This is a genomic window from Acidimicrobiales bacterium (assembly GCA_035540975.1).
In the GTDB taxonomy this organism is placed as follows: Bacteria; Actinomycetota; Acidimicrobiia; order Acidimicrobiales.
Genome location: DATLFN010000126.1, coordinates 1 through 15696 on the forward strand (window position 1 = coordinate 1; position 15696 = coordinate 15696).

The window sequence follows — 15696 nt, forward strand, 5'->3', positions numbered from 1 at the left end:
CCCCCCGCACCGTCCCCCTGCCCGACGCCGGCTTCCAGGGCACCCTCCCGTTCGACGTGCCCGAGGGTGAGCAGGGCGAAGGCGGCGAGGCGGTCGAGGGCGGCGACACCGGGGAGCTGGCGGCGGACTCGCCGTCGTTCCGGGAGCTGGGTGACGAGGAGCGCGCCAGCGACGCCCAGCGGTCGCTGGCCCTGTTCGCCGGCGGCCTGCTCGCCACGGTGCTGCTGATGCACGTGCTGTGGGTGAAGGGCGAGGTCAAGCGGGTGCCGCTGGAGGCGGTCGCCCCCGAGGGCCCGCCGCCCTCCGCCTCCGACGAGCCGGGGCCGGCGCAGGCCGACCGGGCGAAGGCCGCGGGCCGGTCCAGGCGGGCCGGGTCGCCCGAGTGGTTCGTGCCCGACCTGGGCGTCGACGACGGAGCCGACCGGGCCCTGGCGACGTCGGGGGCCGACCGCAGGGCATCCTGACCCGCCCCTCCCCACCGGGAGGCCGGCGCCGGCTCCGGCGTGCGGGGAACGGCGGCAGCGGCCCGTCACGATGCTTGGCTGCGGCGCCCTCGGGTAGGTTGCACCTCACGCCGGCGGCGCGCCCGGCGCCGAGGAGGAAGGGGCTCACATGGATCTCGGTCTCGACGTCACCGAGCACGGCGCCACGACCGTGCTCGCCGTCCGCGGGGAGGTGGACGTGTACACCGCGCCGCGCCTCCGCGAGAAGCTCGTCGAGTTGGTGAGCCAGGGGAAGCACAACATCGTCGTCGACCTCGAGGCGGTCGACTTCCTCGACTCCACGGGGCTGGGTGTGCTCGTCGGGGGCCTGAAGCGGCTGCGCAGCCACGACGGCGACCTCAGCCTGGTGTGCACCCAGCACCGGATCCTGAAGGTCTTCGAGATCACCGGGCTCACCAAGGTCTTCACCATCCACGACTCGGTCGACGCCGCCGTCGCCGGTTAGGGGCGGCGCGTGGCGGAAGGGGGTACGGCCGACGATCCCGTCATCGAGCTCGAGATCCCGGCGCGTGCGGAGTACGTGGGACTGGCGCGCCTGGTCGTGTCGTCCCTCGCCTCCGCCCGCCGGGCGCTGGCCGACGACCGGGTCGACGACCTGAAGCTGGCCGTCTCCGAGGCGTGCACCAACGCCATCGAGGCGCACGTGGGCGGCGGCGTGGACGACCGGGTGACCCTGCGGTGGTCCGAGGGCGGCGACCGCCTGGAGGTCCGGATCCAGGACCGGGGGCCCGGGTTCGACCCGTCCCAGCTCCCCGAGCACCCTCCGGTCACCGACCCCGAGCGCCTCAACTTCGAGCGGGGCCTCGGCATCCCGCTCATCCGTACACTGGTGGACGAGGTGGCCTTCGACCCCTCCGACTCGGGCACCTCGGTGCGGATCACCATGTTCTGCGGCCCGGCCGACGAGCTCGACGGCGACTCCTAGCGAAGGGGACGGCGATGGCGCTGAAGAACGCGCTGAAGCGGCTGACGACACCGGTCAGCGAGCTCGACCGCGACCGGCTCCGCCAGTTCTGCGCGCAGTTCGACGGGGCGGTCTGCATCGCCGACGCCAAGCCCCGTGAGGAGATCACCGTCGTGGGCGAGATCACCAGCGTGCGCATCGTGCCGCGCCCCGACGGCTCGCCGTGGCTCGAGGCCACCATCAAGGACGGCACCGGCTCGCTGGTGGCCATGTGGACCGGTCGCACCCGCATCGCCGGCATCAACGCCGGGCGGCGCCTGATGGTCACCGGCCGGGGCGCCCCCAAGGGCAAGGGCGGGCGCCTGGTGGTGACGAACCCGAGGTACGAGCTCCTCGCCTAGGGCTTCGACCTCATTCGTTCGCTTCGCTCACTCCATTCGGTCGAGTTGGATCGTGCTCCGGCGGGCGAGCGGAGCTCGCGCCGCCTCCGCCCTGTCGTTTCCCGGTGTCCGCATCCGCAGAGGCCGCCTCCGGCGGCGAGGGCGGCCGCGGACCCTGCGGTAGAGAACGCGGCAAACGTTTCTGGTCAGGGCATTAGCGGGGGGCCGGCTACGGCCCCACGAGGATCTGGCGGACGGCGTCCTCGGACTCCGGCGTCACCAGCACCAGCACCTCGTCCCCGGCGTCGAGCACCGTGTCGCCCCGGGGGACGATCACGTGGCTCTCCCGGATGACGGCCACGACCGTGGCATCGCGGGGGATCCCGAGGTCGATGATCGCCTGCTTGGCCGCCGGCGAGTCGTCGGCCAGGGTGACCTCGACCAGCTGGGCGTCCCGGAACTGGAGCAGGCGGACCAGCGAGCCGACCGATACCGCCTCCTCCACCAGGGCGGTGAGGAGGTGGGGCGTCGACACCGACACGTCCACGCCCCACGACTCGTTGAACAGCCAGTAGTTCTTCGGGTGGTTGACGCGGGCCACCACGCGGGGAACGGCGAACTCCTGCTTGGCCAGCAGCGACACGACCAGGTTGTCCTCGTCGTCGCCGGTGGCCGCCACCACCACCTCGGTCCGGGCCAGGCCGGCCTCGTGCAGGTTGGACACCTCGCACGCGTCGCCGAGGAACCACTGCACGTCCACCGTGGGCGACACCCGGGCCACCACGTCGGGGTCCTGCTCGATGATGAGGACGTCGTGGCCGGCCGCCTTGAGGTCGGCGGCGATGTACGTGCCGACGTTGCCGCCGCCGGCGATGGCGACCTTCATCGCCCGCCCCCGTCGGAGTCGCCTGCCGTCAGGCGGGTCTCGAGGATCTCGAGCGCCTCGCGGGCGACGAGGATGTGGAGGATGTCCCCTTCCTGGCCGACCACGTCGGGGCCGACCAGGCGGGCGGCGCCGGCCCGGTTCACGGCGGCGACGCGGAACTGGCCCTGGCGGCCGAGACGGGAGAGGCGGGCGCCCGCCCACGCGTCGGGCAGGGCGCGCTCGACCATGGACACGCCGCCCGACGGGTCGGCCCACTCCACCACCGACTCCCCCGGGAACAGCCGGCGCAGGACCTGGTCGGTGGTCCACTGCACCTGGGCGACGGTGGGGATCCCGAGCCGCTCGTAGATCACGGCCCGGCGGGGGTCCTGGATGCGGGCGACCACCGACGGGATCTGGTACGTCTCGCGGGCGATCCGGGCGGTGAGGATGTTCGTGTTGTCGCCCCCCGTGGTGGCGGCCAGTGCGCCGGCGTCGCGGACGCCCGCCTGCTCGAGGTGGTCGCGGTCGAACCCGAACCCGACGACGGCGCGGCCCGCCCAGGTGTCGGGCAGGTAGCGCTGGAAGGCGCGCCGATCCTTGTCGATGACGGCGACCGAGTGGCCGGACTCATCCAGGTTCCTGGCGAGCTCCGAGCCGACCCGCCCGCATCCGACGACGAGGACGTGCATGGCCCACCATCCAACTCAGTCGGCGGGCGGCGCACAACTCGGGCGGGAACGCCGCACCGTCACCGGCCCGCCTATCGTCCCCGGCGTGCTGACCATGCTGAAGCGGGTCATCGTCGGGCGCCCGCTCTCCTCGGCGGAGCAGGAGCACCAGCGCATCCCGAAGAGGATCGCCCTGGCCGTCTTCTCCTCGGACGCCATCTCGTCCACCGCGTACGCCACCGAGGAGATCCTCTTCGTCACCGCGGTGGCCGCCGGCAGCAGCCTCGAGATCGGGCTCAGCCGGCTGGTGCCGATCGCCGTCGCCGTCGCCGTCCTGCTCGCCATCGTCGTCACCAGCTACCGGCGGACGATCTACGCCTACCCGCAGGGCGGCGGGTCGTACGTCGTCAGCCGGGAGAACCTGGGCCTCTACCCGTCGCTCGTGGCGGGTGCCTCGATCCTCGTCGACTACATGCTCACCGTGGCGGTGTCCATCTCCGCCGGCGTGGCCGCCATCATCTCCATCCCGGCGTTCCGCGGCGTGGAGAGCCAACGGGTGGCGCTCGCCGTCGGCCTCATCGGGCTCATCACCATGGCGAACCTGCGGGGCGTGAAGGAGTCGGGCCGGATCTTCGCCGTGCCCACCTACGTGTACATCGTCAGCATCTCCCTGCTCGTGCTGTACGGGTTGGCCCGGTCGTTCTTCGGAGACATCGACCGGATCGTCTTCGACCCCGAGCGGTCGGAGGCGGCCCGCGAGGCGGGCGGGACGCTCGGGTTGTTCCTGCTCCTCAAGGGCTTCTCGTCGGGCGCCGTGGCCCTCACCGGCATCGAGGCCATCGCCGACGGCGTCCCCGCCTTCCGCAGGCCGCAGTCGAGGAACGCCGCCATCACGCTCACGTGGATGGCCGTGATCCTCGGGACCCTCTTCACGGGGACGGCCGTGCTGGCCCACCGGCTGCATCCCTTCCCCAGCCACGAGGAGACGGTGCTGTCGCAGCTCGGCCACGCCGTCTACGGCGGCGGCCCGCTCTACCTGGTCCTGCAGTTCGCCACCGCCGCCATCCTCGTCCTGGCCGCCAACACCGCCTACGCCGACTTCCCGCGGCTGTCTTCGATCGTCGCCCGGGACGGGTACCTGCCGCGTCAGTTCGGCAACCGGGGCGACCGCCTGGTGTTCTCCAACGGCATCGTGTTCCTCGGCGTGGCCGCCTCCGCGCTCATCGTCGCCTTCGGGGGCATCACCACCGCCCTCATCCCCCTCTACGCCGTCGGCGTGTTCACGTCGTTCACCCTGAGCCAGCTGGGCATGGTGCGCTACCAGCAGCGCCACAAGCCCGCGGGGTGGCGCCTGGGTGCGGCGATCAGCGGCGTGGGCGCCGCCGTCACCTTCTTCGTGCTGCTGGTCGTGGCGGCCACCAAGTTCACCAGCGGGGCGTGGGTGCCGCTGGTCGTCCTGCCGATGATCATCGTGCTGTTCCTCGCCATCCGCCGCCACTACGACAAGGTGGCCAAGGCACTGGAGATCACCCCCGAGCAGGTCAAGCCGGAGACGTTCAACCACACCGTCGTCGTGCTCGTCGGCCGCGTCCACCGCGGCGTCATCCGGGCCCTCAGCTACGCCAAGTCGATGCGGCCCAACCACCTCAGCGCGGTCTACATGGCGTCCGACGACGCCGAGGCGGAGGAGATGCACCGGCAGTGGTCGGCGTTCGGCTTCGACGTGCCCCTCGAGATCGTGCCGTCCCCCTACCGTGACCTGGTCGAGTCGGTGGAGGGCTACCTCGACGAGCTGGACGAGCGGTGGCACAACGACACCATCACCGTGCTGATCCCGGAGTTCGTGGTGGACCGGTGGTACGAGAACATCCTGCACAACCAGAGCGCGCTGGCCCTCAAGCTGGCCCTGCTCGACCGGCCGGGGACGGTGGTGACGTCGGTCCCGTACCACCTGTCGAAGTCGGCGCCCACCAACGGGCCCGACGGGGCCGGCGGCCGGCCGGCGCCAGCGAAGGACTGACGGCACGAGCAGGTTGTTTTTCAGACCCCAAAAATGTAGATTTGCAGGCCTTGAGAAACCAGGACGTGCCTCTGACGAAGTCGGAACGGGAGACCTTGAAGTCGATCTACCGGCTCACCGGCGGCCACGGGTCGGCACCCGACGCCCACACCGGCGCGCTGGCCGAGGCCCTCGGGGTCAGCCCGGGCACGGTCACCGCCACGGTGAAGCGCCTGGCCGACCGCGGGCTGTGCGACCACAAGCCGTACCGGGGCGTGGAGCTCACGGCCGAGGGGCGGCAGTGGGCCGTGGCCGCCATCCGCCGGCACCGCATCGTCGAGCGCTTCCTGTCCGACATGCTCGGCTACCCCTGGAACGAGGCCGACCGCTTCGCCGCCAGCTTCGAGCACGAGCTGCCCCAGGAGGTCGAGGACCGGCTGTACGTCGCCCTCGACCGCCCCGCCACCTGCCCGCACGGGTTCCCCATCCCGGGCTCGGAGGTGGGCGACATCCCCGAGCTGCCGCCGCTGTACGCCCTCGACCCCGGCGATGTCGCCGTCGTGGCGGTGCCCGGCTCGACCGACCGCGACGTCGTCGCCTTCCTCGACACCCTCGGGCTGCGCCCCGGGGTGCGGGTGGAGGTGCGCGAGAAGCATCCCTTCGACGGGCCCATGGTCCTCCTGGTGGACGGGCATCGCCGCACCGTCGGCGACAAGGTCGCCCGCCAGATCTACGTCCACGTGCAGGCGGCCGTCCCCGGCGACGCCGCCGCCCCGCCCGACCCGCCCGAACACGCAAAGGAGCGTTCCGCATGAAGATCCTCGCCGCCGAAGGCGGCTACCAGGCGTTCGACCTCGCGGGGGGCGAGTTCGCGTGGCTGTTCTTCTCGGCCGGCACCGCCCTCCTGGCCATCGCCGTCGGCTTCTCGTTGATGAAGGGGGTGCTGGCCGCCGACCAGGGCACGCCCAAGATGATCGAGATCGCCACCGCCATCCAGGAAGGCGCCATGGCCTACCTGCGGCGCCAGTTCAAGACCATCGGCTACATCCTCATCCCGCTGGTGGTGATCGTGTTCATCACGTCCACCACCGTGGCCAAGCCGAACGGCGAGGAGGCGCTGTCGTTCGTGCAGTCCGGCCTGTTCCGCACGCTGGCCTTCCTGGCCGGCTGCTTCATGTCCGGGCTCACCGGCTTCATCGGCATGGGGCTGGCCGTGCGAGGCAACGTTCGCACCGCCGCCGCCGCCAAGTCGGGGTCCCTGCCCGCCGCCCTGAAGGTCGCGTTCCGCACCGGCGGCGTGGCCGGCATGTTCACCGTGGGCCTCGGCCTCCTCGGCGCCACGCTGATCATCCTGCTCTTCCAGAACACCAGCTCGGCCATCCTGGTGGGCTTCGGCTTCGGCGGCTCGCTGCTGGCCCTGTTCCTGCGGGTGGGTGGCGGCATCTTCACCAAGGCGGCCGACGTGGGCGCCGACCTGGTGGGGAAGGTGGAGGCCGGCATCCCCGAGGACGACCCCCGGAACCCGGCCACCATCGCCGACAACGTGGGCGACAACGTGGGCGACTGCGCCGGCATGGCCGCCGACCTGTTCGAGAGCTACGAGGTGACCCTGGTGGCCTCGATCATCCTCGGCGTCGCCGCCTTCGACTCCATCGGCCAGAACCCGGCCCTCGGCCTGGTGTTCCCGGTGGTCGCCCGGGCCATCGGCGTCCTGGCCTCGATCGTGGGCGTGTACGCCGTGCGGGCCACCCCGAACGACAAGTCGGCCATGGCCCCTATCAACCGGGGCTTCCTCACCGCCGGCGTCCTGACGGTGATCGGCACCTTCCTGGTCGCCCAGTTCTACGTCGGCAACCTGCGGGTGTTCTGGGCCGTGGTCACCGGCCTGGTGCTGGCCCAGGTGGTCAGCCGGCTCACCGAGTACTTCACGTCGACCGAGACGGCCCCCGTCCGCGAGATCGCCGAGTCGGCCCGGACCGGCCCCGCCACCACGGTGCTGTCCGGCATCTCCTCGGGCCTGGAGAGCTCGGTGTGGGCCGTCGTGGCCATCGCCGCCGCCCTCGGGGTGGCCATCGGGCTGGGCGAGGGGAACATCCAGTTCTCGCTGTACCTGGTCGCCCTCACGGGCATGGGCATGCTGGCCACCACCGGCGTGGTGGTGTCCGAGGACACCTTCGGCCCGGTGGCCGACAACGCGGCGGGCATCGCCGAGATGTCGGGGGAGTTCGAGGGCGAGCCCCAGCGGATCATGGTGAGCCTCGACGCGGTGGGAAACACCACCAAGGCCGTCACCAAGGGCTTCGCCATCGGGTCGGCCGTCATCGCCGCCGTGGCCTTGTTCGCCAGCTTCATCGAGACCATCGGGTCGGAGCTTGGGATCGAGGAGGTCGGGTCGGCGCTGTTCCGCAACCCGCTCACGCAGATCAACGTGGCCGACCCCAAGACCTTCATCGGCCTGCTCATCGGCGGATCGGTGCCGTTCCTGTTCAGCGCCCTCGCCATCCGGGCGGTGGGCCGCACGGCGGGCACGGTGGTCCAGGAGGTCCGCCGCCAGTTCGCCGACGGGCAGATCATGGCCGGGACCAAGCGGCCCGACTACGGCCCCGTCATCGACATCTGCACCGCCGCCTCCCTGCGGGAGCTGGCGACCCCCGCCCTGCTGGCCGTGCTCACCCCCGTCATCATCGGGTTCGGCATCAACTACTACGCCCTGGGGGCGTTCCTCGCCGCCGTCATCGTCACCGGCCAGCTCATGGCCAACTTCCTGTCCAACTCGGGCGGCGCCTGGGACAACGCCAAGAAGTACATCGAGGACGGCAACGAGGGCGGCAAGGGATCGGAGGCGCACAAGGCGGCGGTCATCGGCGACACCGTCGGCGACCCGTTCAAGGACACCGCCGGCCCCGCCCTGAACCCGCTCATCAAGGTGATGAACCTGGTGTCGCTGCTGATCCTGCCGGCGGTGATCAACCTCCAGGACAACGACGGCGCCCGCTACACGGTGGCGGCCCTCGCCTTGGTCGTCCTGGGCGGCGCCATCGCCTTCTCCAAGCGCAGGTCGGGCGGCATCTCCGGGTCGTCGGAGGCGGCGGCCGTCGCCGTCGGGGTGACGCCGGCCGGCCACGCGGTGGCCGGGTCCGACCCGCCGACGAAGCTGGCGGTGGACGCCCTGGACCGGTGGATCTTCGACCTGGGCGACGAGGACGCCGAGCTGCGGTCGCAGCTCCGGGCCGCCCGGGCCGCCCTCCAGTCGGGCGGCAACGGGTCGGCGGCGCCTACTCCGCCCGCGACCCCTGCCGGGCCCGACGGACCTCGAGCAGCACGGGGACCAAGGAAAAAGCCACGATGACGGCGATCACCGGCAGGAGGTACCGGTCGATGTCGATCGCCTCGCCCAGCGCGAAGCCCAGCAGGGTCACCCCGACCCCCCACAGCAGGCCCCCGAGCACGTTGTAGGTCACGAAGGTGCGGTACCGCATCTCCCCGGCGCCGGCGACGATGGGGGCGAAGGTGCGGACGATCGGGACGAAGCGGGCGAGGACGATCGTCCGGGGACCGTGCTCCTCGAAGTACCGCTGGGCCTTGTCCAGGTACGCCTGTTTGAAGAACCGTGAGTCGGGCCGGCGGAACAGCGCCGGCCCGGCCCTGTTCCCGAAGGCGTAGCCGACCTGGTCCCCGGCCACGGCCGCCACGAAGATGCCCGGGAGGATCACCGGGAGGCTCAGCTTGTCGGCGGCGGCGAAGACGCCGGCGGTGAAGAGGAGGGAGTCACCGGGGAGGAAGAAGCCGATGAGCAGCCCCGACTCGGCGAACACCACGAGGAACAGCCCGATGGTGCCGAACGCCTCGAGAAGCTTGTCGGGGTGCACGAAGTCCATCGGGGGAGGCTACAAGGGGCCGATCGGGGCCAGCGGGGCCTGCCGGCACCCCTTCGTTTGACATCCGCACCCGCTCCGCCCAACCTTCTGCTTTCATGCCCAAGCCCCTCGTGATCGTGGAGTCCCCCGCCAAGGCGAAGACCATCGCCGGCTACCTGGGGCCCGAATTCGTGGTCGAGTCGTCGGTCGGCCACGTCCGCGACCTGCCCGACGACCCCTCGGAGATCCCCGCCGCCTACCGGGGCGAGCCGTGGGCCCGCCTGGGCATCGACGTCGACAACGACTTCAAGCCGCTGTACGTGGTGTCCGGCCGCAAGAAGGACGTGGTGAAGCGGCTGAAGGCGCTGCTGAAGGACGCCAGCGAGCTGTACCTCGCCACCGACGAGGACCGCGAGGGCGAGTCCATCGCATGGCACCTCCGCGAGGTCCTCTCCCCCCGGGTGCCCGTGAAGCGCATGGTCTTCCACGAGATCACCGCCCCCGCCATCCGCCGGGCGGTGGAGGAAACCCGCGACCTCGACATGCCGCTGGTGGACGCCCAGGAGACCCGCCGGCTGCTCGACCGGCTCTACGGCTTCGAGGTGTCGCCCGTGCTGTGGCGGCGGATCAAGCCCCGCCTGTCGGCGGGCCGGGTGCAGAGCGTCGCCACCCGGATGATCGTGGAGCGCGAGCGGGAGCGCATGCGCTTCCGGGCGGCCGGGTGGTGGGACCTGGAGGCGTCGTTCACGGCCCGGGGGAGCGCCCCCTTCTCCGCCGCCCTGGTCGTCCTGGACGGGCGCCGGCTGGTCACGGGCAAGGACTTCACCCAGGCCGGCGAGCTCAAGGCGGGCGCCGACGTCGCCCGCCTCGACGAGGAGGCGGCGCGGGCGCTGGCCGGCCGCCTGCGCGAATCCGACTTCGCCGTGCGCACGGTGGAGGAGAAGCCGTACCGGCGCTCGCCCTACGCCCCGTTCATGACGTCCACCCTCCAGCAGGAGGCGGGCCGCCAGCTCCGGTTCGACTCGCGCCGCACCATGCAGGTGGCCCAGCGCCTCTACGAGAACGGCTTCATCACGTACATGCGCACCGACAGCACGAGCCTCTCGGAGGCGGCGGTGGCCGCCGCCCGCCGGCAGGCGGCCCGGCTGTACGGGGCCGAGTACGTGCCCGAGAAGCCCCGCCAGTACGCCCGGAAGGTGAAGAACGCCCAGGAGGCCCACGAGGCCGTCCGCCCGGCGGGCGACGACTTCCGGACCCCCGACCAGGTGGCCGGCGCGCTCGGGCGCGACGAGCTCCGCCTGTACGACCTGATCTGGAAGCGCACGGTGGCGTCGCAGATGTCCGACGCGGTGGGGAACACGGTGCAGGTGCGCGTCGGCGCCACGTCGTCGGCCGGCGAGGACGTGGAGCTGGCGACCAGCGGCAAGGTCATCACCTTCCCCGGCTTCTTCCGGGCCTACGTGGAGGGCTCCGACGATCCCGAGGCGGTGCTGGAGGACCGGGAGGTCCGGCTCCCCGCGCTCGCCCCCGGAGACGCCCTCGACCTGCGGGGCCTGGAGCCGAAGTCGCACACCACCCAGCCGCCGCCGCGCTACACCGACGCGTCGTTGGTGAAGGCCCTCGAGGAGCGCGGCGTGGGACGCCCGTCCACCTACGCCACGATCATCTCCACCATCCAGGACCGCGGCTACGCGTGGAAGCGGGGCCAGGCGCTGGTCCCCACCTTCACCGCCTTCGCCGTGGTGAACCTGCTGGAGCAGCACTTCGGCCAGCTGGTGGACTACGACTTCACCGCCCGCCTGGAGGACGAGCTGGACGAGATCGCGTCCCGCCGCCAGGAGCGGGTGCCGTGGCTGGCCCGCTTCTACTTCGGGGGCGAGGCCCCCGGGCTCAAGGACCTGGTCACCGAGCGCCTCGACCAGATCGACCCGCGGGCCATCAACTCCATCCCGATCGGCACCGACGGCGAGGGTCGCGAGGTCGTCGTGCGCGTCGGCCGCTACGGGCCCTACCTCCAGCGGGGCGACGACCGGGCCGCCGTGCCCGAGGAGCTGCCCCCCGACGAGCTGACGCTCGAGAAGGCAGCCGAGCTGCTGGATGCACCGAGCGGCGACCGCGTCATCGGCGAGGACCCCGCCACCGGGCTGGCGGTGATCGTCAGGGCGGGCCGCTACGGGCCGTACGTCCAGCTGGGCGAGGCCGACGGTGGGAGCAAGGCCGCCAAGCCGGTCACCGCTTCGCTGTTCAAGACCATGGCGCCCGAGTCCGTCACCCTCGACGACGCCCTGCGCCTGCTCACGCTGCCTCGCGTGGTCGGGACCGATCCGGCCACGGGCGAGGAGATCGTGGCCGCCAACGGGCGCTACGGGCCGTACCTCAAGAAGGGGAACGACAGCCGCAGCCTCACCTCGGAGGAGCAGCTGTTCTCGGTCACCATCGACGAGGCGCTCGCCATCTACGCCCAACCCAAGCAACGGCGGGGCCAGGCGGCGGCCGGCCCGCTGCGGGAGCTGGGCGCCGACCCGGCGACCGGCGCGCCGATGGTCATCAAGGACGGGCGGTTCGGCCCGTACATCACCGACGGCGAGTACAACGCCACCGTGCCGCGCGGCGAGTCGGTCGAGGAGATCAGCCCCGAGCGCGCCGCCGAGCTGCTGGCCGACAAGCGGGCCAAGGGCCCGGCGCCCAAGAAGGCGAAGCGGACCGCCCGGACGGCCAAGGCGCCGGGCAGGGCGAAGGCCACGACCAAGTCCGCCGGCCAGGCCGCCAAGACGGCGGGGAAGGCGTCGGGCAAGGCGACGGGCAGGGCGGCCAAGACCGCCAAGGCGACGGGCAGGGCGGCCAAGACCGCCGAGGCGACGAAGTCGCTGAAGGCGGCAAAGGCCAGGGCGGCGCAGGCGGACGGCGGCGCCGGCGGCGACCAGGGATAGTCCGTCTGCCGTCGGCCCGTCCCCTACCCTGAGGCCGATGGCCGAGGCGTCCCGACGGAGGCGGCCGCGTCTGGACGCCGAGGACGAGCCGACGGCCCCGCCGCGGGCGACGCCGCCCGCAGCCGGGCCCGCGCCCGTCGACGACGGGGCGTCCGTGGTGCGGCTGTTCGGGTCGCACATGTTCTTCCGCCTGTGGCTGGCCCAGGTGGTGTCATCGCTCGGCGACTGGATCGGCTTCGTCGCCGTCACCGCCATCGCCGCCCGCATCGGCGGCTCGTCGCCCGAGACGGCGGTCGCCATCGTCCTGTCGGCGCGGCTGGTGCCCGGGTTCTTCCTGGCACCGGCGGCCGGCGTCTTCATCGACCGCTGGGACCGCAAGAAGGTCATGGTGTCGTGCGACATCGGCCGCGGGCTCGTGCTGGCCTCGCTGCCCTTCGTCGACACCATCCCCGGGCTCTTCTTCGCCTCCCTGCTGCTGGAGATCTTCACGCTGATGTGGTCGCCGGCCAAGGAGGCCTCGGTCCCCAACATGGTGCGGCCCGAGTTCCTGGCCAACGCCAACTCGCTGTCGCTCGTGGCGGCCTACGGGACGTTCCCGATCGGCTCGGTGATGTTCGCCTTCCTGGCCACCGTGGCCGCCTGGCTGGCCAACATCGACGCCCTCGCGGTCCTGGAGGTGGACCGGGAGTTCGTGGCCATCTACTTCGACGTGTTCACGTTCTTCCTCTCCGCCCTGATGATCTCGACGCTCACCCTCCCGCGGTCCGACCGGCGGGCGTCGCCCGACGGCGACGGCAGGCGAAGGGTCGACTTCCGCCAGACGTTCCGCGAGCTGGCCGAGGGCGGGCGCTTCATCCGCCACAGCCCGGTGGTGCGGCCGGTGATCCTCGGCATCGGCACGGGGCTGATCGGCGGCGGCATGGTCGTCCCCCTCGGGCCGGTGGCGTCGGCCCAGATCTACGGCGCCGGCTCCACGGGGTTCGGCCTGCTGCTCGCCGCCCTCGGCTTCGGCGTGGCGGCCGGGATCGTCGGCCTGAGCGTGCTGCAGCGGCGGGTGCCGCACGAGAAGATCTTCGTGCTGGCCGTGCTCGGCGCCGGCGCCTCGCTCATCGCCGCCGCCTTCATGTCGGAGATGACGCTGGCCCTCGTGTTCGCCACCGCCCTCGGCCTGTGCGCCGGCGCCGTCTACATCCTCGGCTTCACCATCCTCCAGACCAACGTCGAGGACGAGCTGCGGGGCCGCATCTTCGCCCTCCTCTACACCCTGGTCCGCTTCTGCCTGCTGCTGGCGTTCACGCTGGCGCCCGTGGCGTCCCGGGTGCTCGACGACGTGTCGGCGAGCCTGTTCGACCGCTCGGTGGCCATCGGCGGGCTGACGGTCGCCCTCCCCGGCGTGCGCATCACGCTCTGCCTGGGCGGGCTGATCATCCTGGCCGCCGGCGTCATCGCCGGTCGCGGCCTCCTCGCCGCCGGGGCCGCCCGCAGCACGCCGCGGTGAGCCGCCTCATCGCGCTCGAGGGCGGCGAGGCGTGCGGGAAGTCGACCCAGGCCGCCCTCCTGGCGTCGCGCCTGGGCGCCCTGCTCACGCGGGAGCCGGGGGGCACGGCGGTGGGCGAGCGGGTGCGGGCCGTGCTGCTGGACCGGAGCGTCGACGCGCTCGACGCCCGCGCCGAGGCGCTCCTCATGGCCGCCGCCCGGGCCCAGCACGTCTCCGAGGTGGTGGGCCCGGCCCTGCAGGCGGGGCGGGACGTGGTGACCGACCGGTTCTCGCACTCGTCGCTGGCCTACCAGGGCTACGGGCGGGGGCTCTCCGTGGACGAGGTGCGCCGGTTGTCGGACTGGGCGACGGGCGGCCTGTGGCCCGACGTGGTGGTGCTCCTCGACCTCCCCGCCGAGGAGGCGGAGGCCCGGCGCGGGCGTCCCGACCGCTTCGAGGCAGAGAGCCGCGAGTTCCACCGCCGGGTCGAGGCCGGGTTCCGCCAGTTGGCGGCGTCGGAGCCGGACCGCTGGCGCGTCGTCGACGCGTCGGGGACCGTCGAGGAGGTGGCGGCGCGCGTGTGGGACGCCGTGTGCGGCCGGCCACCGGTCGCCGGCGGCAGCCGCCTCGGGTAGACACTGGGGCCGCATGGTCGAAGCGCTCTACGAGGGTGTCCTGGGGCAGGACCGGGCCGTCGCCCAGCTGCGGCGGGCCGCCGCCTCGCCGGTGCACGCCTACCTGTTCGTCGGCCCGCCGGGGACCGGCAAGCGCGCCGCCGCCCGCTCGTTCGCCGCCTCGCTGCTGTGCGCGCGGGGCGGCTGCGGGACCTGCGAGGAGTGCAGGCGGGCACTGGGCGGCGCCCACCCCGACGTCATCGTCCACGAGCGCACCGGTGCCTACATCACCGTCGGCGACGCCCGCGAGATCGGCCGGCTGGCGTCGCTGAGCCCGGTCGAGGGACGGCGCAAGGTGCTCGTGCTCGTCGACTTCCACCTCGTCGAGCACGCCGCGCCGGCCCTCCTCAAGACCATCGAGGAGCCCCCGGCCACGACCGTGTTCGTGATCCTGGCCGAGCACGTCCCCCCCGAGCTGGTGACCATCGCCAGCCGCTGCGCCCGGGTCGACTTCTCGCCGGTGGCGCCGGACGTGATCGCCGAGCGGCTGGTGACGGAGGGCGTGGGGCCGGCTCTCGCCGCCGAGGTGGCGGCCGCCGCCGGCGGACGGCCGGAGCGGGCCCGCCTGCTGGCGTCGGACCCGGGCTTCGCGGCGCGCCGGGCGGCGTGGGCCGAGGTCCCCGCCCGCCTCGACGGCACCGGTGCCACGGCGGCCGTCGTGGCCGACGAGCTGGTCGCCGGGCTGGAGACGGTGGTCGAGCCCCTGCGGGCGCGCCAGGCCGTCGAGCGGGCCGAAGCGGAGGAGCGGGCCAAGGCGTACGGCGAGCGGGCGGCGGAGCGCAAGGAGATCGAGGCCCGCCACAAGCGCGAGGAGCGCCGGGCCCGGACGGACGAGCTCCGCTTCGGGCTGGCGGCCCTGGCCGGGGCCTACCGTGACCGGCTCGCCGCCGCGCCGGACGCCCGCGCCGGGCTGGCCGCCGTCGACGCGATCGGCCAGGCCAACGAGGCCCTGGCCCACAACCCGAACGTCACGCTGCTCCTCCAGGCCCTCCTGGTGAGCCTGGGCCGCCCGGCCACGACCGGTCCCGCCGCCCGCCCCCGCTGACACCTCGTATCCTGGAACCGGGTCGAGGGCCGGGCCGGGCCGCCGCTACGCTGGCCGCTCCCGCCCGAGTAGCTCAGACGGCAGAGCAACGCACTCGTAATGCGTAGGTCAGGAGTTCGATTCTCCTCTCGGGCTCTGCAAAGGTGCAGGTAAGAGCGCTATGAGCGCTTCTGAGTCTCTTCAACGATAGGCTGCATCCCAACATCATCCCAACAAGTGAGGGAGGCTCTTGTGACGGGAGGCCTGCGGGAGAAGCGCCCGGGGGTGTGGGAACTGCGGGTTTTCATCGGTCGCGACGAGGCTGGCCGGGTCCGCCACCGCAGCGTGACCGTCCATGGAGGCAAGCGCCAGGCCCAGCGTGAGCTGGCCAGGCTCGTGGCCGAGGTCGAGG

General features: G+C 72.5%; 14 protein-coding genes and 1 tRNA gene. 12 read left to right on the forward strand and 3 right to left on the reverse strand.

Annotation, left to right across the window (positions count from 1 at the left end):
• From VM242_12560 to VM242_12575, 4 genes are all read left to right on the forward strand, one after another.
• On the forward strand, positions 1-464 hold a 464-nt coding region (locus tag VM242_12560; GenBank protein HVM05996.1), incomplete at its 5' end, for a hypothetical protein.
• A 148-nt stretch (positions 465-612) separates the two neighbouring features.
• Entirely contained in the window at positions 613-948 is a 336-nt protein-coding gene (locus tag VM242_12565) for an STAS domain-containing protein (protein HVM05997.1), read from the forward strand.
• A 9-nt stretch (positions 949-957) separates the two neighbouring features.
• Complete coding sequence (locus VM242_12570; protein ID HVM05998.1) at positions 958-1428, forward strand: ATP-binding protein; 471 nt, start codon at positions 958-960, stop codon at positions 1426-1428.
• A gap of 14 nt (positions 1429-1442) precedes the next feature.
• On the forward strand, positions 1443-1808 hold the full coding sequence (locus tag VM242_12575; GenBank protein ID HVM05999.1) for an OB-fold nucleic acid binding domain-containing protein: 366 nt from the start codon (positions 1443-1445) through the stop codon (positions 1806-1808).
• Between the two features lie 208 nt (positions 1809-2016).
• Here the strand turns inward: VM242_12575 and VM242_12580 are convergent, their stop codons facing one another.
• Entirely contained in the window at positions 2017-2673 is a 657-nt protein-coding gene (locus VM242_12580) for a TrkA family potassium uptake protein (GenBank protein ID HVM06000.1), read from the reverse strand.
• Complete coding sequence (locus VM242_12585; protein HVM06001.1) at positions 2670-3344, reverse strand: TrkA family potassium uptake protein; 675 nt, start codon at positions 3342-3344, stop codon at positions 2670-2672. Before VM242_12585 ends, VM242_12580 begins: the two co-directional genes overlap by 4 nt.
• A 94-nt stretch (positions 3345-3438) precedes the next feature.
• On the opposite strand from VM242_12585, the gene VM242_12590 reads away from it, so the two are divergent.
• From VM242_12590 to VM242_12600, 3 genes are all read left to right on the forward strand, one after another.
• Positions 3439-5343, forward strand: coding sequence for an APC family permease (locus VM242_12590; GenBank protein HVM06002.1), 1905 nt, complete (start codon positions 3439-3441; stop codon positions 5341-5343).
• 65 nt (positions 5344-5408) lie between these two features.
• Complete coding sequence (locus tag VM242_12595) at positions 5409-6137, forward strand: metal-dependent transcriptional regulator (protein HVM06003.1); 729 nt, start codon at positions 5409-5411, stop codon at positions 6135-6137.
• Positions 6134-8671 (forward strand): sodium-translocating pyrophosphatase, encoded by a 2538-nt coding sequence (locus VM242_12600; protein ID HVM06004.1) that lies wholly within the window; start codon positions 6134-6136, stop codon positions 8669-8671. The genes VM242_12595 and VM242_12600 overlap by 4 nt, the downstream gene beginning before the upstream one ends.
• Here the strand turns inward: VM242_12600 and VM242_12605 are convergent.
• Positions 8598-9200 (reverse strand): VTT domain-containing protein, encoded by a 603-nt coding sequence (locus tag VM242_12605; GenBank protein ID HVM06005.1) that lies wholly within the window; start codon positions 9198-9200, stop codon positions 8598-8600. The genes VM242_12600 and VM242_12605 overlap by 74 nt on opposite strands.
• A 95-nt stretch (positions 9201-9295) precedes the next feature.
• Between VM242_12605 and topA the strand changes: the two genes are divergently transcribed.
• The 5 genes from topA (at position 9296) to VM242_12630 (ending at position 15440) form a co-directional block, all read left to right on the forward strand.
• Positions 9296-12109: a type I DNA topoisomerase gene (gene topA / locus VM242_12610; GenBank protein ID HVM06006.1), complete on the forward strand. Its 2814-nt coding sequence runs from the start codon at positions 9296-9298 to the stop codon at positions 12107-12109.
• 37 nt (positions 12110-12146) lie between these two features.
• Positions 12147-13607: an MFS transporter gene (locus VM242_12615; GenBank protein ID HVM06007.1), complete on the forward strand. Its 1461-nt coding sequence runs from the start codon at positions 12147-12149 to the stop codon at positions 13605-13607.
• The gene (gene tmk / locus VM242_12620) at positions 13604-14221 is read left to right on the forward strand and encodes a dTMP kinase (GenBank protein ID HVM06008.1); all 618 of its coding nucleotides are present in this window, start codon (positions 13604-13606) and stop codon (positions 14219-14221) included. The genes VM242_12615 and tmk overlap by 4 nt, the downstream gene beginning before the upstream one ends.
• Before the next feature lie 13 nt (positions 14222-14234).
• A complete protein-coding gene (locus tag VM242_12625) occupies positions 14235-15305 on the forward strand; it encodes a hypothetical protein (protein ID HVM06009.1) in 1071 nt (356 codons plus the stop codon).
• Between the two features lie 62 nt (positions 15306-15367).
• Positions 15368-15440 (forward strand) — tRNA-Thr (locus VM242_12630).
• The last annotated feature ends 256 nt before the right edge of the window (positions 15441-15696 follow it).